14 protein-coding genes are annotated in these 18040 nt (G+C 51.4%); 7 read left to right on the top strand and 7 right to left on the bottom strand.

Annotated elements, in window-relative coordinates:
- Positions 1 to 20: 20 nt before the first annotated feature.
- From RGV86_RS08905 to RGV86_RS08875, 7 genes are all read right to left on the bottom strand, one after another.
- Complete coding sequence (locus RGV86_RS08905) at positions 21 to 2048, bottom strand: capsule polysaccharide biogenesis protein (RefSeq protein WP_309508381.1); 2028 nt, start codon at positions 2046 to 2048, stop codon at positions 21 to 23.
- Complete coding sequence (gene kdsB, locus RGV86_RS08900) at positions 2045 to 2785, bottom strand: 3-deoxy-manno-octulosonate cytidylyltransferase (RefSeq protein WP_105289837.1); 741 nt, start codon at positions 2783 to 2785, stop codon at positions 2045 to 2047. Before kdsB ends, RGV86_RS08905 begins: the two co-directional genes overlap by 4 nt.
- Positions 2786 to 2794: 9 nt before the next feature.
- Complete coding sequence (locus RGV86_RS08895) at positions 2795 to 4471, bottom strand: polysaccharide biosynthesis/export family protein (protein ID WP_010348153.1); 1677 nt, start codon at positions 4469 to 4471, stop codon at positions 2795 to 2797.
- Positions 4472 to 4494: 23 nt separating this feature from the next.
- A complete protein-coding gene (locus RGV86_RS08890) occupies positions 4495 to 5643 on the bottom strand; it encodes a capsule polysaccharide export inner-membrane protein kpsE (RefSeq protein ID WP_000905918.1) in 1149 nt (382 codons plus the stop codon).
- Positions 5644 to 5714: 71 nt separating this feature from the next.
- Positions 5715 to 6698, bottom strand: coding sequence for a KpsF/GutQ family sugar-phosphate isomerase (locus tag RGV86_RS08885; RefSeq protein ID WP_001298261.1), 984 nt, complete (start codon positions 6696 to 6698; stop codon positions 5715 to 5717).
- Positions 6699 to 7506: 808 nt separating this feature from the next.
- A complete protein-coding gene (locus RGV86_RS08880; RefSeq protein WP_000789901.1) occupies positions 7507 to 7842 on the bottom strand; it encodes a lysozyme inhibitor LprI family protein in 336 nt (111 codons plus the stop codon).
- Positions 7839 to 8312 (bottom strand): hypothetical protein, encoded by a 474-nt coding sequence (locus tag RGV86_RS08875; protein ID WP_105289839.1) that lies wholly within the window; start codon positions 8310 to 8312, stop codon positions 7839 to 7841. The genes RGV86_RS08880 and RGV86_RS08875 overlap by 4 nt, the downstream gene beginning before the upstream one ends.
- Positions 8313 to 8905: 593 nt before the next feature.
- Here RGV86_RS08875 and tssB point away from each other — a divergent pair.
- From tssB to tssH, 7 genes are all read left to right on the top strand, one after another.
- Positions 8906 to 9403 carry a type VI secretion system contractile sheath small subunit gene (gene tssB, locus RGV86_RS08870; RefSeq protein WP_001283990.1) on the top strand — a complete coding sequence of 166 codons (498 nt, stop codon included), beginning with the start codon at positions 8906 to 8908 and terminating at the stop codon, positions 9401 to 9403.
- A gap of 33 nt (positions 9404 to 9436) precedes the next feature.
- Positions 9437 to 10984, top strand: a complete 1548-nt coding sequence (gene tssC, locus RGV86_RS08865; RefSeq protein WP_000930188.1) for a type VI secretion system contractile sheath large subunit — start codon at positions 9437 to 9439, stop codon at positions 10982 to 10984.
- A gap of 18 nt (positions 10985 to 11002) precedes the next feature.
- The gene (gene tssK / locus RGV86_RS08860) at positions 11003 to 12340 is read left to right on the top strand and encodes a type VI secretion system baseplate subunit TssK (RefSeq protein WP_309508382.1); all 1338 of its coding nucleotides are present in this window, start codon (positions 11003 to 11005) and stop codon (positions 12338 to 12340) included.
- A complete protein-coding gene (tssL, locus tag RGV86_RS08855) occupies positions 12337 to 12990 on the top strand; it encodes a type VI secretion system protein TssL, short form (protein ID WP_137598331.1) in 654 nt (217 codons plus the stop codon). Before tssK ends, tssL begins: the two co-directional genes overlap by 4 nt.
- A 3-nt stretch (positions 12991 to 12993) precedes the next feature.
- Complete coding sequence (locus RGV86_RS08850) at positions 12994 to 14730, top strand: OmpA family protein (RefSeq protein WP_309508383.1); 1737 nt, start codon at positions 12994 to 12996, stop codon at positions 14728 to 14730.
- Positions 14731 to 14734: 4 nt separating this feature from the next.
- The gene (hcp, locus tag RGV86_RS08845) at positions 14735 to 15226 is read left to right on the top strand and encodes a type VI secretion system effector Hcp (RefSeq protein WP_001007319.1); all 492 of its coding nucleotides are present in this window, start codon (positions 14735 to 14737) and stop codon (positions 15224 to 15226) included.
- A gap of 177 nt (positions 15227 to 15403) precedes the next feature.
- A complete protein-coding gene (gene tssH, locus RGV86_RS08840) occupies positions 15404 to 18019 on the top strand; it encodes a type VI secretion system ATPase TssH (RefSeq protein ID WP_137598330.1) in 2616 nt (871 codons plus the stop codon).
- Positions 18020 to 18040: the final 21 nt, after the last annotated feature.

The raw sequence follows: 18040 nt of genomic DNA, 5'->3' as shown, positions 1-18040 counted from the left end.
ATAGTCAACTGTGAAATTGTTTAGCCAAATCTGACCTTGCAGAACATAATTAATTTGCGGTAATAGCGTATTACTCGCCCCGCTTTTTTTCTGGTAATAAACATCGGCTTGCGCGGAGTCTGGATCAAATATTCCGCCGCCTCTTCAACCGTAATAGGTTGTAGCCGTGTTGGGTGGATATAGGTTGGATAAACAATTAGCGCCTGATATAGCAGATCCGCTAACGTTAATTTTCGCTCGCGACGCGGGCAGCGATGTTCATCAACGGTTAAACCCCAACCGGCATAGAAGGGCAGGCCGTAACAATGTACGCGCTTGCCATGTAATAACGCTTCAAACCCCGACAGCGACGTCATGGTATGCACTTCATCTGCGCGTTGGATGCATTGAATAATATCTGCGTCCAGTGCCTGATAATCAGCAAGTTCAGCAATCTGTTCTGCCGGAATATCGCCCTTGCGATTCCCCACCAGTACATCCGGGTGCGGTTTATAAATAATGTAGGCGTGCGGATTACGCTCGCGTACTGTGCGTAATAACTCAAGGTTGCTCTTAATCGAGGCAGTGCCTGTTTTAATAGAGGCATCGTCCTCTACCTGACCCGGCACCAGGATAACTTTTTTATCTTTGGCTTCGGCTGGTAGAGAGAAATCGGCTCCCAGGTTGTACTTGCTCAGTTTGCTTTCAACCAGTCGCTGGCGTAATTTTTCAGCTCGTATCTTCTGCGCCAGCGTTAGCTGGCTATGATTCAGCAGCACTTCCAGATCGCTGGGGCGCGTGGCGTCATAGTAAATACCGCGTTTATCCAGCACCAGCGATAACGGCGGCAGCAGGTCAGAGCCAAGTCCGGATGAACGCAGAAAACCATCTTCCATTCGCCATAATGGCAGTGATTTTCGCTGCGCTTCGGCTCGCCATTGCTGTTCCCCCTTTACACCCCATACCACGCAGGCGCTCGCCGCAGTACAGCGACGTGAAAAACTCAGTCGGTTTGTTGGCGTTCGCAAGAAAGGTTTCAGGATCGCCGACTTCCACAGCGTTAAGCCTGGCGCCCATAAATAGCCATTACGCTGTTGCTGATGGTTGCGCTGTAATTGCAGCCATTGCAGCACGGTAAACAGATCGCTTGCGGCCCCCGTTAGCGGGTCGATATAGCGACAGTAACGCAGGTATGCTGCGGCAAAAAGTTCTTCCAGCGTGGCAGAACCGCGTCGGGCAGATAACAACGGCGACTGCGGATGGCGATCGTCCGTTAAGCCCCAGCCTGCATACCAGGGCTGGCCGAAGCATGTCACTGGTTTTCCTGCCAGCAAGGCTTCAAAGCCGTATTGGGAGGTCACGACGTAAACCCGGGAAACGTGTCGCAACAGCGACTGCGGGCTGACATTCTCGGCAATCAAACGTACTCGTTGCGTGGCGCGCAGATCGGCGAAATAACCTGTTTTCTTTCCTTCCAGTACATCCGGATGCACCTTCACCCAAATTTCGGCTTGAGGATTTTCCGCCATCGCGGCTTCCAGCATGGCTGCAAACTCATTCTGACTCGCATTACCATACGTCACTGACATATCATTAAATGTCTGATCGACAACCAGAACGATGTCTGAATGTTCTGACTTATCAGCCACAAACGCAGGCGCCAGGTTATATTTCGACAAATCTTCGGTCACGATGGTGTGCATCGCTTCTCTGGCCTGATCTGCCAATGCCGCATTTCCGGCTTTATCCTGTACCAGTTTCTCCAGCGCCGAAGGCTTGCTGGCATCGTAGTAAATGCCGCAATCATCCACCACCAGAGAAAGCGGCGGCGCACCATTGACGCCAAGATCCAGCGAGCGCACAAATCCATCTTCCAGACGGATGACCGGTTTTCCCGCTGCTTTGGCGATGGTGACTGGTTTCGCCGCGCTGGGGCGATGTCCCCACACGGCGATAGCATCAACTTCTTGCGGAACAGGGCGCAGCAGAGAAAGTTTCTGGCACGGTTGCGCCAGAAATTTCTCCAGATTTGGAATACGCCAGATGCCGGACGAGAAAATGCCAATCATGCGTTTTCAGCCAGTTCCTGTGCCATCAGGGCGCGCACTTTTTCAAGACATGCAGGGGTGTCAACGCCCGGACCGGTTGCGGCAACCTCAAACGTGCGAATGTTGATTCCCGCGTTCATTAACCGTAGCTGCTCCAGTGATTCCGCCTGCTCCGGCATGGACTCCGGTAACTGACTGTAGTTTTGCAGCACATCGCGACGATAAGCGTAAATACCAACGTGTTTCAGGTAGCGCGCTTTTTCAGCATTGCGCGGATAGGGAATCGGCGAACGGCTGAAATAAAGTGCATCGTGGCGGGTATTCACCACCACTTTTACCGTGCTGGGTTCAGTCGCTTCTTCGGCAGATATCGCGTGGCATAGCGTTGCCACCGGCAACTCGGGATCGTCACGCATTCCTTGCAGCAGCGTTTCTACATCCTGCGGACGAATCATGGGTTCGTCGCCCTGCAGGTTAATGTAGATATCTGCCTCGACTTTATGCATCACTTCGACCAGCCGATCGGTGCCGGATTCATGATCGGTACGCGTCATAATGGCTTTCCCGCCAAACGCCTGTACGGCCTGTTCAACACGCGGGTCGTCAGTTGCCACCCAAACTTCTGCGACGCCCGCCACCTGTAACGCACGCTCGTAGACATGCTGGATCATCGGTTTGCCAACAATATCAAGTAGCGGCTTACCCGGCAGGCGCGATGAGCCATAACGAGCCGGAATGACAATAACTGCTTTGCTCATTTCAACTCCTTACAATGACAGAATTACTTTTGCACCCACCGCCAGCTGATAGAGGATGGTGGAAATACCACGGGTAACTTCAATGTTTTTCGATTCATACTTCGGCAGAACCATAATCTCATCGCCCGGTTTGAGTGAATCCACATCTTCCGCGTTGACGGCTGCACCGTTCTGACGAATGACGATAATTCTGGCGTTACCCGATTTCTGCGTCAGGCCACCACATTTCTCGATGTAATCCTCGGTGGTCATCCCCTTCTGCCAGCTCACCGCGTTCGGGAACAGCACCTCGCCATGAACCATAACCAGCGATGTTTTCTCCGGAATATTGATGACGTCGCCATCTTCCAGCAGAACAGAGTCAATATTGGATTCGTTGAGGATCACTTCACCTTTCGGAACCACGGTGCGCGCTTTCGCCACAAAGCGGCTGATCAGTTGCGCTTCCTGCATTCGCAGGCTGGCTTCTTCTTTGGTGGAGGACTGGGCAGAAAGTGACGCTTCCTCCAGCTTTTGCAGCGAGAGATTCAGCATCTCTTTCTGACGCTGAGCCACTGATGGGCGATAAAGCTGAACCGCATTCATCTGCGACATGCTGTTCGGGCGGACTTTTTCCAGAACCGCACGCATGGTTGAACCATAAGGCAGCACCATGGCGTGTTCACCGGAGTGCGCGCCTTCAACCCGCACCTGAATGGTGCCGGCATAGCGGTCAGTGCTCACAATTAAGGTATCGCCGTTCTGCAACATACGGCCTGGCGCAGAACTGATCGGATAGTATTCGCTACGTTTTTGCAGCCCCTGTTTACGCATAATCGTAATGTGCGTCGCACCAGGTTTAGGGCGCGCCCAGCTCAATGCTTCCGTTACGGGAATGCTGCTTTCACGGAACTCAAAGTCGTAGCTGTTAAAGACATCGCCCTGAACGCTGAACGTATGTTGACGAGGCCCAACGATGATAGTGTCACCATCGGCGAACTGTGAAAGCCCCAGCTTACCGTTCAGCAGGAAGTCGTACAGGTTGACGTTGGAGCGCACGCGGTTGCCGCGCTTGACCACAATATCAACGTAGCTCCCACGCTCTGGATCAACGCCGCCAGCCTTGATCAGATAATTGAGTAACGAATCGGACGTCACGCCGCCGTACAGACCAGGATTACGCACAAATCCGGTCACGTACACTTTTACTGGCTGCGCCTGTAATAAGGAGGCGTAGACGTTGACGTTGGACTGGTACACTTCCTTCACTTTGGATGTAACCAGAGTGTTCAACTGACTATTGCTAACCCCGGCAACTTTCACTGGACCAACGTTTGGCAGAAAAATATTGCCTTTGGGATCAATCTGTAAGGCACCATCAAAGGTGAACGCACCCCATAAACGAACCTGAATGCTATCGCCCGGATTCAGAATATAGTCAGGGTTGAATCCCACTGTCGCACCGCTATCCGCGCTGGTGCCGTTGAAAAGTTGAGCACCAAACATACGGCTCATCACCACCGGCGGCGCTGGCGGTGGGGTATTGTCGAAGCCGCTCATGTTTTGCGTATCCGACTTCTGTCCGCTCAGAATACCGGGGAGTGGCGCTGCTCCTGTCAGGTTTGGGTCAGCGTTAATATCAATGGCCGCGCTGGCCTGCGCCGCGTGACAGGCGGCAATCAGTAAAATTGATTTAAATAATTTCATCACAAACTCATTCAGCGACAGCGTTAATCTCGGTGATCTTCAATAACAGCCAGCAACAGTTTCAGGGTACCGAACAGCAGGCAGCACACCAGTAACCAACAGGCGATCAAATAAGGGATGTTTGGAAAAGACGATTCCTGCGGCAACTGTGGCGAACTGATAACCGACAGCACCTTGAGCTTACGAGCCGCTTCTACACGGGTCTTTTCAATGGAGGTCAGGGTCAGTTTGTACAGCTCGCTGTTGAACTCTACTTTTGATTTGATTTCTTCAAAATCCACTGCCATGCGGTTTAATTTGTCACCTTGTGGCGCCGTGATTTTGCTTTTTTCTTCGTCGATTTGTGCCTGCAATGACTGAATCGCATTACGCGCACTCACCACTTGTGGTGCATCTTCACGCAGATATGTCAGCAAGTTACGCAGATCCGCTTCCATCTGGATCTTCTGACCCATCAGCGTATTGACTAATGTGCTCGCCGCCTCCGCCTGGGCTTGTGGATCCAGGACGTTGTTGCTGTCCTGATAAGAGAGCAGTTCTGCTTTGCTGGCATCCAGACGCTGGCGCGCTTTTTCCATCTCGCTTTCTGCAAAGGCAAGCTGATCGCGCGCAATGCGATGCGACATCTCATTGATAAAGCGTTCTGACTCTTTCAACACGGTCTGGTTAAATTTAAGCGCAAACTCCGGGCTAAAGCCCTGCGTCTGAATATTCAGCAATCCGGTCTTATCGTCATACGAAACGTTGATACGATCCTTGTAGTACTTGAGGAAGCCTTCTGCGGTTTCATCCTTGCTAAGATGATTAAGAAAATCGAGCCCGCTGTGGCTAAACGCTTCACGAAAATTCAGTTGCTTATCCAGCGCCGCCAGCATATCCGGCGAGTTGATGTACTCTTTCAGATACAGCGCATCTTCTGCGGAACTGGGGTTAGAGGCGCCCAGAAGCAGACCAAAATTCAGGCTGCCGCTGTTTAAATCATCTGAGCGTTTAATGGCGACTTTCGACTCGCTCATATAGCGAGGCTGGCTGAAGATGGCCAGATAGATCAGCAGCACCGCCATCGGTGCCAGAATGATGATTTTCGCCAGGTGTTTTTGGATATCTGCCAGTGAGATGGCAGACAGACGAGCACGCATCCAGGATACGGCAGACTTCACTTTTATCAACATGTAACGATTATCAAAGTTTCAGTGGGGCGCAAACTCAATGAGAGACTAAACTCTCGCACCCCGTTGCTTAATTAGTCGAAAATGCGCACAAGGCCAGTGACTTTATTTGCCTTGTTGGTCACCAATAACGTTGAGACGCGGTGCTTTTGCATTTTTTCTTCCGCTTCAATGATCATGGTGTCTTCCGGTAGCGTCAGCGGTTCACGCGTCATCATCTGAGCCGCCGTGGCGGACGTCAGAGAATCCTCTTTTTCCATAAAGCGACGCAGGTCACCGTCGGTGATAATGCCCGCCAGTCCGCCTTCTGCGTCTTCTACCATCACCATTCCCTGGCATCCGCTGGTGATACGTTGAATCACGGTTTTAAATGACGCATCCAGCTGCACCGCAGGAACATCATGCTGCATGACATCCGCAACGCGGGTCAGCAGGCGACGGCCTAATGAGCCACCCGGGTGATAACGTGCAAAATCATTTGGCATAAATTTGCGCTGATGGATCATGGCAATAGCCAGCGCATCGCCGATCGCCATGGTCAGCGTGGTGGACGTTGTTGGTGCAAGATTATTCGGGCAGGTTTCATTCGCCATATGGAGTTCCAGCACAGCATCAGCATTTTTCGCCAGCGTGGAATTTCCATTATTGGTAATGGCGATAATTCGGTTGCCGAAATTTTTCAGTGAAGGAACCAGCTTGAGGATTTCATCCGTTTCACCGCTGGCGGAAATAAGGATCAGGAGATCGTAGGGCGTAATCATACCCAGATCGCCATGGAATGCTTCTGCCGGATGAATAAAGAAACTCGGTGTACCGGTAGAGGCCAGCGTCGCTGACATTTTACGACCGACATGCCCCGATTTACCCATTCCCGAAAGAATAACGTGCCCTTTACAGTTCATTATCAAATTAAGGACACGCTGGTACTGCCCGGAATCAAGTTGTTTAGACAAGTTTTGTAATGCTGCGCCTTGTTCTGCCAGGGTCTGGCGAACAGAGGTAATTAAATATGGATCGATAGTACTGCTCTGGTCATCAGGTAAATGTCTTTCAGACATATCAGCTCCTTTGCACGGAAATAATGCCACAGTCACAACAAACCCGAACCCACAATAAATTATTGATATTAAATCAATGGGTTATAACGAAATATTTTTATGAATATAAAACCATGGTCAGCCCATGCGCTTATGCAGGGCTTATCACCTTCTTATTAAGTCGCAATGTCTCATGGGAGTGCGAAGATGCTGCAATATTACAGGCGAGAAGGGGGAACCAAATTTTGCCCACCTATTTAACACACCCCTACATTATGAACAAGGAATTTAGGATTTTTATCATTTATTAAAATGTTTCGCGCTTAACTATTAACCCAAAAAACAATTTAGCAATTGATTGTTTTTTTGTAAAAAAAGAACGTATGGCACTGTTATCAATGAATAAAACACGTCAGCAATGGCGATGATGTTTTGTGATTAACTATTTAAACTGGACATAATAAACAGATTGACAATTTCCCTGTAAAGCAGAAGAAAATAATAAAATTTTAGCGGTGACTATTAAATGACATGATAGTTATAGGGTTGATTATTTCTGATGATGGATGCGGAATTAAACCAGGCAGGATTGAATTTTGGCTATATCTATTTTTCAGGAGATTATTATTAAATAAAAAATAACGATAGTGATTATTATTGGTTGGGCTGGAGCCACATATGCCAGCGAGTACGTCCGTCCTGGGCCTTCTTTCACTTCAGAGAAAGAGCCGATGGAAGAACAATCATCAGGCTCTTTTTGCGTTACACGCGCCGGTAAGGAGGTGCCTTGTATGAAGGCGTCTCCGACAACCACCAGTTCACTCCAGACTCAGAGTGGTTTATTAATCGCGTCATAAAGATGGTTCAACGTTTTCAGGCGCTGCTTGTATGCTTTCGTCAGGCAGGTTGTATCGCCACCACACTGGCGACGTTCAGCCAGCCATAGTACCTGTGAGTCATGCAGTTCCCCGGCGGCTCCCATCGCGTAAAGCCCATGAAGAAACTGATACTTAACACTCATCTCCACATCCAAATCGTTCAGGCTATGTGATGAGCAAATTGCTTTTTCATCCGCACTGCGGGACTGGCGGCAGTCAAAACTGGCTGCCGTGGCGGAGAAAGCAGGGAGAGTGATGATGAGAAACGCGGTAAGAATATTTTTCACTGGCCGATCTCCCCGGAGCGAATAACGGGCCCCGGAGCCATGGTCAGGGTTTTATTTCTCAACAACCTGAAAGCCATCGCCTCTCCGGTTTTCACTGACAGTTCACAGGCGAAGTGAAAGGTCGTCCAGTTAATCCCCCTACGGTACTGACCATTACCTGTCAGCAGTGCAGGTGAGATCAGACGCTGCATATTATGTTTTCCCTGATCGAAAATAACCTTATCTACGTCGGTATACCGCTTCTGTAGTTCTTTCAGTGCGAGTGGTCGGCAAATAAATTCGGCCACACGTTGAGCTTCTGTCCAGTTGGTATAGACAAAATTACGGTCATCTTTCCCTTTTACCTCGTGATTAATGACGTTATTCAGGTGTTCTACCTGGGCAGGGTTCAATGTGACGTTCGCTGCAAATGCAAATCCGGTATACATACAGGATATTGCGGTAATTATAACCAAACGTTTAAAACTCATAAATACTCCGTTACGCATAAGTTTCTACATTTACTGTGCAATGACAATGTAAGATCCAGGAATAATTAACATGCTGCGCTGCATCAATTTTTTATGGTTAATAAGGTCATTCGGGTGTAGGCCTGAATATGCTGTAATGCAAATTTCAGCTTGCCTAAAATAAAATCTCTTTTCCAATATTGAGACCTGTGGATACGGGTATGACCTGATTGTCGGACAAGAATTTAATGTCAGTACACGGCGAATACTTATGAATTACTTAGGCAACATGGGCATAACTATCAGATAACAGTATCTGTGGCATAGGTGCGGGTAAGTCAGTGTTTTACACTATGTATAACCTGTCTATTAACAGATACTGTGGTAAATAAAAAACAAAATAACATAATAAAAATATAATTAAGAATATTTATAAAGACGTTTTTAATCAATTGATATGGCTGCGATTATTTTTATTGTCAGGCAATTTTCCCATTATTTTTTATTCTCAATATGTTGATCTGCATTGCTTTTTTGATTTCCATATTGCCTTAGCATCGAGTTAATGAAGTATTGTGATTAATTTGACTTTAATTGAATTACGAGAGGGAACTATGAGTGACAGCTTCCAGCGGGAGATACCGAAGGCCCGTATTAATCTGAAATTAGATCTGCACACTGGGGGAGCAAGTAAGAAAACAGAATTACCCCTGAAGTTACTGGTTGCGGGTGATTTTAGTAATGGTCAGGAATCCGCGCCATTATCTGAACGTAAAAAAGTTAATCTTAACAAAAATAATTTTGATGCAGTCCTTTCTGAATATTCCCCAAAAGTAAATCTTATCGTTAATAACACACTTGCTGATGACGGTAGTGAAGACAGCATCAGGTTGACATTCCAGAGCATAAAGGATTTCTCCCCGGAACAGGTCTCCCGACAAATACCACAGCTAAAAGCCATGCTTTCCATGCGTAATTTACTTCGTGATTTAAAAGCGAACCTTCTGGATAACCAGACTTTCCGTAAAGAACTGGAAAACATTTTGCTGGACCCGGCATTAAGTGCAGAACTCAGAGCAGAACTTTCCGCTCTGGCACCTAAACAGCCGTAACGGTCATGACGATTTAACGGATTAATAAGGAAAATGTTGATGTCTGTAAAAAATGAGAATGCCGCTGGTGGCGAGAGTGTGGTGCTTGAACATCCTGCTGCCGCTGGAGTTTATGCTTCCCTGTTTGAAAAAATTAATCTCAACCCGGTCTCTGAGCTGAGTTCTCTGGATATCTGGCAGGACGCACAGGCGATGTCGGATGCCACTGCGGATGAACGTTTAACGGCCGGGATGCAGGTGTTCCTGGAGTGTCTGACAAAATCGGGATCGAAAGTCGAAAAGCTCGACAAAAATCTGATTGACCACCATATCGCTGAACTGGATTACCAGATCAGCCGTCAGCTTGATGCCGTTATGCATCATGAGGACTTTCAGGCGGTAGAAAGTCTGTGGCGCGGCGTGAAATCGCTGGTCGATAAAACAGATTTCCGCCAGAACGTGAAAATTGAACTGCTGGATATATCTAAAGAAGACCTGCGTCAGGACTTTGAAGATAGCCCGGAAATTATCCAGAGTGGTTTGTACAAACATACCTACATTGATGAGTATGACACGCCGGGTGGCGAGCCAATTGCCGCGCTGATTTCCGCTTATGAGTTTGATGCATCTGCGCAGGATGTGGCGCTGATGCGTAATTTATCGAAAGTGTCCGCAGCGGCTCATATGCCATTTATCGGTTCTGCAGGTCCGAAATTTTTCCTGAAAGAGTCAATGGAAGACGTTGCGGCCATCAAAGATATCGGTAACTACTTTGACCGCGCCGAGTACATTAAATGGAAAAGTTTCAGGGATACGGACGATTCCCGTTATCTGGGGCTGGTTATGCCACGCGTGCTGGGTCGCCTGCCGTATGGCCCGGACACTGTACCGGTGCGTAGTTTTAATTATGTTGAAGAGGTGAAAGGCCCGGATCACGATAAATACCTGTGGACCAATGCCACCTTTGCTTTTGCAGCCAACATGGTGAAAAGCTTCATCAATAACGGTTGGTGTGTACAAATCCGTGGTCCACAGGCGGGTGGTGCGGTGCAGGATCTGCCAATTCACCTGTATGATCTTGGCACCGGCAACCAGGTAAAAATCCCCTCAGAGGTGATGATCCCGGAAACCCGTGAGTTCGAGTTCGCGAATCTTGGTTTCATTCCCCTGTCGTACTACAAAAATCGCGATTATGCGTGTTTCTTCTCGGCGAACTCCACGCAAAAACCCGCTCTCTACGATACTGCGGATGCTACTGCCAACAGCCGCATCAATGCGCGTCTGCCTTACATCTTCCTGCTGTCGCGCATCGCTCATTACCTGAAGCTGATTCAACGTGAAAACATTGGCACCACCAAGGATCGCCGGTTGCTGGAACTGGAGCTTAACACCTGGGTTCGTGGTCTTGTGACTGAAATGACCGACCCGGGTGATGAGTTGCAGGCATCTCACCCGCTGCGTGATGCGAAAGTTGTGGTGGAAGACATTGATGATAATCCGGGCTTCTTCCGCGTGAAACTCTACGCCGTACCGCACTTTCAGGTGGAAGGGATGGACATCAATCTCTCACTGGTTTCCCAGATGCCGAAAGCCAAGTCGTAAGGCGAGGGGAAATCAGGGATGAAAATTTTTCGCCCACTTTGGGAGGATGGGGCCGCGCTGGCCCCACAACAGTTCCAGCAGCAGGCTCGCTGGGACGAACATATTGCCGACACTGTTGCAGGAATGGGAATTTCCCATCCCTGGGGCGTGGTGAATGCTGAATTCGATACCGCAGCCCTTGTATTGTCACGCCTGAATGCTACCCGTCTGGTGGTACGTTTTCAGGACGGCACGATGGTTGATACTGACCTGGCGGATAATCTTCCACCGGTCTGTGATTTATCCGTCGCAAACGATTCTGAGGTTGTTGAAGTCGTTGTGGCGCTGCCTTTGCTGAGTGCCAGTGGTGGCAATCTGGATAATGGTCAGGACAGTGAGCGCCCGCGTCGCTGGAAATCTGAACGCGTAGTGGTTCAGGAGCTTGCCGGGCATGAAAGTGGTGAACTGGCCATTTTGCGTAATGCCGTCACGCTTCGTTTATCTACGCAGGAAAATACCGCTTACCTGACTTGTCCGGTGGCTCGTCTGGCACGTAATGCGCAGGGACAGTGGAATCGTGATCCGCCTTTTATCCCGCCGATGCTCTCGATTGCGGCAAGCCCTTTGCTTGTGGCTGAACTGAGCGATCTGTTGGTTCGTCTGCAGGCACGACGTAAGCGTCTGATGGCGATGCGTCGCGAAAGCAACGAGCGTCTGGCCGATTTTGCGGTGGCTGATGTTTCTCTGTTCTGGCTACTCAATGCCCTGAATAGCGCCGAGCCCGTGCTGACCGAACTGATGCAGACTCCGGGACGCCACCCGGAGTTGCTCTACCGTGAATTGACCCGCCTGGCAGGCAGCCTGCTGACGTTTTCACTGGAGCACGATGCCAGTGATATTCCTGTTTATCAGCATGATACGCCTGAACGAGTGTTCCCGCCGTTGCTGGCTCTGCTCGATAAATTGCTGGAAGCCAGTCTGCCCTCCCGGGTTATCAGTATTCAACTGGATCATGCCGATCAGTTCTGGAAAGGATCGCTGCATGATGCCCGCTTGCGTGAAGGGGCTGATTTCTATCTTTCCGTTCGCTCCTCCATGCCGAATCACGAGCTGCAAGTGAAATTCCCGCAGCTTTGTAAGGCGGGCAGTCTCAATGACGTCTCAGATGTCGTGAACGTGGCGCTGAGTGGCATGGTTATAAAACCACTCAGCCATGTGCCTGCGGCGATCCCTCTGCGCCTTGAAAACCAGTTCTTCTCTCTGGATCTGAGTACCGATGCGGCGCGGGCGATGCTGGAGGCGGGTAGCTGTACCTTTTACACCCCGTGCTCACTGGGGGAGGTGAAACTTGAACTGTTTGCGGTGTTACGCGCATGAATAATTCCAGTCTCAGCCAGATTGAACAGATTTTCTATCCAGGCTGGTTGATGGCCAGCCAGCTACGCGGCGGGCAAGAAGTTCGGGACGGGGACGGGCTTTATCGCCGGGCCTGTCGTCTGGTTCAGGAAGCGCGCAAATCGCTTTCGGATGCGGGCTACAGTGATAGCAGCCAGGAGCACATGGTATACGCGCTGTGCGCCTTGCTGGATGAAAGCGTTCTCAATCGGGGCACTTCTGACGATGGTTATCTGGCCTGGCGCCGTGATCCGTTGCAGGCGCATTTCTTCGGTACTTTGAACGCAGGTGAGGTGTTATGGGAGCGTATCCGCAACCTGTTGAAAGAGTCCGCACCGGACATGGCCGTGCTGACCTGTATGTACCGTACTTTACAACTGGGATTTGTCGGACAGTACCGGGCGCAGAATGACGAACGTCGTGAAGACGTGGTGCGTGCGCTGGGGGAACGAGTGCCCGCTTTTACGCTTGCTCAGGATGCGCCGATTGTCGCCAGGGTATCCAGTCTGCGCAGCGGTCGCCGACTGTACTGGCTTTCCTGGATTATCGGGGCGGCAGTACTGGCTGCGCTGTGGTACTTCTTCTCTTCCTCCCTCACCGAACTGGTGAGTCAGACGGTCAGGCCGGGGTAAAGGATGCGTGATGTTTACCGGAGTCTGTTAACCGTCCTGGCGGGCGTACTGGCACTGTGGCTTATCCTGGGATTCTGGTCACCGTCGGTCGGGAGCCGTGTGGCATTCAGCCTGCTAATTATTTTGGTCTGTGGGGGAATGCTCTGGCGTCAGTATCGGACATCACTGATACGGGCACCGGCGCTCAGGGATATTGTGGGTGAGTCTCTGCCACCGGAAGATTTTCAGGGTGCAGTCATTCTGGTGTGTGGCGATAACAGCGCATTATTTGCTGCGGGGACACGGCATCGTGAAACCCGTCAGGGCTGGTATCTGTGGGTAAAAGATGCAGAGCAGTTGCCATTGTTGGCTCAACACCTGAGTCAGATTCGTCCGGCTCTGGTGTCACAGATCTCGATATTGTTGGCGATCTTACCCGAACGCCACACCTCGGATGCGGAGTTAACCCAGAGTCTGCGTGGCTGGCAGCGTGCTGTTGCGCAATGCCATATCTCACTTGGTCAACTCCCGCCGCAGTGGATCGTTATCTGGCTGTCACCGCCAGTCGCTTGTGTTGAAGCTGAGCCGGTCTGGTTTACTACTGTCAGCCAACGGGCAGGACTCCAGGTATATCAACCCGGTCAGGGGAATTTGTCACTGACCGACTGTGCTCAAGAAACAACTTCGGGTGAGTGGCTGTCCCGCCTGAGCCAGGTGCTATGGCTGGACAGTGGACTTGCCTGGCTGAATACCGCAGTTAACAGTCTGCTGTCGGAGCGTCAGGGAGAACTGCCAGCTCTGAAGCCCTGTATACAAGGGCTGTGCATGGCTCCCGTGAGCGGTCTCGCCGGCAATCTCTGGCAACAACACATTGCCTCTGTTACTGCGCTGCCGCCTGATACGTTGGAGAGCGGTGAGCTTTTGCCGTTGCCTGAACTACTGCTGTCGGCGCTGCCGCGTCGTCGTGGCGTCAGTCGTCGGATGGTGTTCTGGCGCTATGCCGGGCTGCTGGGGGGCATTTTTCTTGCACTGGCGATGCTGGCGTCCTGGGTTAACAATCAGCGTCTGATCCGCAATGTCGGCGACCATCTTGCCTTATACCACCGTCTCTCCGACGCCCCTCTCACGCCTAAACTCCAGGCACAGCAGCGTCTGCGCGCTGATGGCGCACTGCTGGAAGACTGGCAGCGGCGCGGTGAACCTCTGCGTTATCGCCTCGGGTTGTATCAGGGGGGGCGTCTGATACCTGCTGTTGAAGCCGCCGTGAATGACTTGCCGCTACCACCATCACTATCACCGTCACCGCAGACGGTTATCAAAAAAATCGTACAGGAGCCGAAGACTATCCGCCTTGACAGCATGTCGCTGTTCGATTCCGGCAAATCGGCGCTGAAAGCCGGGTCCACCAAAATGCTGGTTAATTCGCTGGTGGGCGTCAAGGCAAGGCCTGGCTGGCTGATTGTGGTCGCCGGTCACACAGATAACACCGGCAACGCACAACGAAATCAGACGCTTTCTCAGAAACGTGCCGAAGCGGTGCGCGACTGGATGCATGACACCGGTGACGTGCCGGAAAGCTGTTTTGCGGTGCAGGGCTATGGTGCAAGTCGCCCGCTCGCAACCAATGACACCCCGGAAGGCCGTGCGCTAAACCGCCGTGTCGAAATCAGTCTGGTATCACAGGCTAATGCCTGTCAGATACCGGGTCACACCCTGGCGTCATCGCAGGATGATGGCGCATCACAACATAATAGAGAGTAATTCCATGGCAATTCCTGTTTATCTTTGGCTGAAGGACGATGGCGGCGCGGACATCAAAGGGTCTGTGGACGTTCAGGATCGTGAAGGCAGCATCGAAGTGGTGGCTCAGGAACACAACCTGTACATCCCGACCGATAACAACACAGGCAAGCTGACCGGCACCCGAATCCACACTCCGTTCCTGTTTACCAAGGAAATCGATTCCTCCAGCCCATATCTGTACAAGGCGGTGACCACCGGACAGACCCTCAAGTCTGCAGAATTCAAGTGGTACAAAATTAACGATGCGGGTCAGGAGGTCGAGTACTTCAACACCAAACTTGAGAACGTGAAAGTGGTGAAGGTGAACCCTGTAATGCACGACATCAAAGATCCTTCTTTCGAGAAGCACAACCACCTTGAGCAGATCGAACTGCGCTACGAAAAAATCACCTGGACCTACAAAGACGGCAACATCATTCATTCCGATTCATGGAACGAACGCGCGACCGCGTAAGTCACGAGCGGACAGAGTTTCTCTGTCCGCTTTTTCGTTTTTGCTGAACGTCTGAAGTCAACGGGCTTTCAGCAAAGAACCCACAATCTGCCAGCCTGACCGTATGCGCTTTGGTCTCCTTCCTGGGAAACAGCGAGGGGCGGTAGCGTGTCCAGGAACCGACAAAGAGAGAAATTCATGGAAAATCCAGCCATCCTGCTGCGACGTTTGAACCCTTACTGTGCCCGTGCGATGGAAGGGGCGGCTTCGCTCTGCCAGACCCGTGCGCATACGGAAATTCTGCCGGAGCACTGGCTGCTGAAATTGCTGGAGCAGGGCGAGGGCGATCTCACTGTGCTGGCTCGTCGCTACGAGTGGGACATGGACAGCCTCTGGCAGGATTTGCTTGGCTGGCTCGACAAACAACCGCGCTCAGTGCGCCGTCGTCCGCAGCTTTCAGAAAACATCCAGACGCTGATGCAAGAAGCCTGGCTGATTGCCTCACTGGCGGGTGAGGCACAGATCCGAAGTCATCACCTGATGATGGCACTGGTTGATAAGCAGAACCTGGTGCGTTGCGATGGTCTGTGGCCATTATTGACCCTGGGTCTGAGTCAGTTGGAACGCCTGCGTCCGTTACTGGATGCTCAGTCAGACGAGCGTCCTGAAGTGCAACAGGAAGCGGAGCTGGCGTTTGTTGGAAGTCCCGTTGTCGCGGAGATAAAAGAGGGAGAACTCAGTCCGGCACTGCAAAACGTGTTGGATAAGTTTACCCTCGACGTCACTGCCAAAGCCCGCGAAGGCAAAATCGATCCAGTATTTGGGCGTGATACTGAAATCCGCCAGATGGTGGATATTCTTTCTCGCCGCCGAAAAAATAACCCGATTCTGGTCGGTGAGCCGGGTGTCGGTAAAACGGCACTGGTAGAAGGGCTGGCGCTCAGAATCGCTGAAGGCAATGTGCCGGAGTCGCTCAAACCTGTCGTGCTACGCACTCTTGATCTCGGTCTGCTGCAGGCAGGAGCGGGTGTGAAGGGGGAATTTGAACAGCGTCTGAAAAACGTGATTGATGCAGTGCAGCAGTCACCAGTACCAGTTTTGCTGTTTATCGATGAAGCGCACACTATCATTGGCGCGGGTAACCAGGCTGGTGGTGCGGATGCCGCCAACCTGTTGAAACCGGCACTGGCGCGTGGTGAATTACGAACCATCGCCGCTACAACCTGGTCTGAATACAAACAATTTTTCGAACGCGATGCCGCACTTGAGCGCCGCTTTCAGATGGTGAAAGTGGACGAGCCCGACGATGACACCGCCTGCCTGATGCTGCGTGGCCTGAAATCTCGCTACGCCGGACACCATAATGTGCATATCACCGACGATGCGGTTCGCGCTGCCGTTACGCTTTCCCGACGTTATCTCACAGGCCGCCAGCTACCGGACAAAGCCGTTGACCTGCTCGACACCGCAAGCGCCCGTGTGCGCATGAGTCTCGACACCGTGCCTGAACAACTGACCCGTATCCGTTCCCGGATCACCGCTCTTGAAATGGAGAGGCAGGCACTACAGGAAGACATGGCTGTCGGTAGTCAAAACTACGGTGAACGCCTGACGGCAATAGAACAGGAAAAGAACACCTTCAGCGTTGAACTCAACGAACTGGAAACCCGGTACGGTCAGGAGCTGAAACTTACCGAACAACTGCTGGAAAGCCGCCAGGACATTTCCCGTCAGAGTAAAACGTACTCCCTGCAACAGGAGTTGAACGGTATGCAGCACAACAACCCGTTACTTTCAGTCGATGTGGATGTGCGTACCGTTGCTACCGTGATTGCTGACTGGACGGGCGTCCCGCTGTCGTCGCTGATGAAAGACGAGCAGATCGAACTGCTGACGCTGGAAAACGAAATCGGCAAACGCGTAGTCGGGCAGAATGTGGCGCTTGAAGCCATCTCCCGGCGCCTGCGTGCCGCGAAAACAGGCCTCACATCTGAGAATGGCCCACAGGGTGTGTTCCTGCTGGTTGGCCCAAGTGGTGTAGGGAAAACCGAAACGGCGCTGGCGCTGGCTGACGTCATGTACGGCGGTGAAAAATCACTGATTACCATCAACCTGTCCGAGTATCAGGAGCCGCACACCGTCTCCCAACTGAAAGGCTCTCCTCCGGGCTACGTCGGCTACGGGCAGGGGGGCATCCTCACCGAAGCGGTGCGCAAGCGCCCGTACAGCGTGGTGCTGCTCGATGAAGTCGAAAAAGCGCATCGTGACGTGATGAATCTGTTCTATCAGGTTTTTGATCGGGGCTTTATGCGCGATGGCGAAGGCCGTGAAATCGATTTTCGCAATACGGTCATTCTGATGACCTCAAACCTTGGCAGTGACTATGTGATGCAGTTGCTTGATGAACAGCCTGATGCCAGTGAAGGCGACCTGCACGAACTGCTGCGCCCGATCCTGCGCGAACACTTCCAGCCTGCGCTGCTTGCCCGCTTCCAGACAGTGATTTATCGACCGCTAACGGAAGCGGCGATGCGTGCCATCGTGGCAATGAAACTCTTGCAGGTCAGCACGCGCTTGCATCGTCACTATGGCCTGACCACATATGTTAATGAGGGTCTGTATGACGCTTTGACCAGTGCCTGCCTGCTACCGGACACCGGAGCGCGCAATATCGACAACCTGCTCAACCAGCAAATTTTGCCGGTACTGAGTCAGCAATTGCTGGTTCATATGGCGGCGAAACAAAAGCCGATTTCGCTGACGCTGGGCTGGAATGATGATGAAGGGATTGGACTGGAGTTTAAACCTGGCTAAAGGAGCTAAGTGATTATCCGA

The organism is Escherichia ruysiae (assembly GCF_031323975.1).
Taxonomy (GTDB): domain Bacteria; phylum Pseudomonadota; class Gammaproteobacteria; order Enterobacterales; family Enterobacteriaceae; genus Escherichia; species Escherichia ruysiae.
This window is presented reverse-complemented; position numbering and strand designations above follow the sequence as displayed.

Excerpts from the sequence above, each read along its gene's own strand:
- RGV86_RS08905 (WP_309508381.1), bottom strand. The coding sequence starts at position 2,048 with ATGATTGGCATTTTCTCGTCCGGCATCTGGCGTATTCCAAATCTGGAG.
- kdsB (WP_105289837.1), bottom strand. The coding sequence starts at position 2,785 with ATGAGCAAAGCAGTTATTGTCATTCCGGCTCGTTATGGCTCATCGCGC.
- RGV86_RS08895 (WP_010348153.1), bottom strand. The coding sequence starts at position 4,471 with ATGAAATTATTTAAATCAATTTTACTGATTGCCGCCTGTCACGCGGCG.
- RGV86_RS08890 (WP_000905918.1), bottom strand. The coding sequence starts at position 5,643 with ATGTTGATAAAAGTGAAGTCTGCCGTATCCTGGATGCGTGCTCGTCTG.
- RGV86_RS08885 (WP_001298261.1), bottom strand. The coding sequence starts at position 6,698 with ATGTCTGAAAGACATTTACCTGATGACCAGAGCAGTACTATCGATCCA.
- RGV86_RS08875 (WP_105289839.1), bottom strand. The coding sequence starts at position 8,312 with ATGAGTTTTAAACGTTTGGTTATAATTACCGCAATATCCTGTATGTAT.
- tssB (WP_001283990.1), top strand. The coding sequence starts at position 8,906 with ATGAGTGACAGCTTCCAGCGGGAGATACCGAAGGCCCGTATTAATCTG.
- tssC (WP_000930188.1), top strand. The coding sequence starts at position 9,437 with ATGTTGATGTCTGTAAAAAATGAGAATGCCGCTGGTGGCGAGAGTGTG.
- tssK (WP_309508382.1), top strand. The coding sequence starts at position 11,003 with ATGAAAATTTTTCGCCCACTTTGGGAGGATGGGGCCGCGCTGGCCCCA.
- tssL (WP_137598331.1), top strand. The coding sequence starts at position 12,337 with ATGAATAATTCCAGTCTCAGCCAGATTGAACAGATTTTCTATCCAGGC.
- RGV86_RS08850 (WP_309508383.1), top strand. The coding sequence starts at position 12,994 with ATGCGTGATGTTTACCGGAGTCTGTTAACCGTCCTGGCGGGCGTACTG.
- hcp (WP_001007319.1), top strand. The coding sequence starts at position 14,735 with ATGGCAATTCCTGTTTATCTTTGGCTGAAGGACGATGGCGGCGCGGAC.
- tssH (WP_137598330.1), top strand. The coding sequence starts at position 15,404 with ATGGAAAATCCAGCCATCCTGCTGCGACGTTTGAACCCTTACTGTGCC.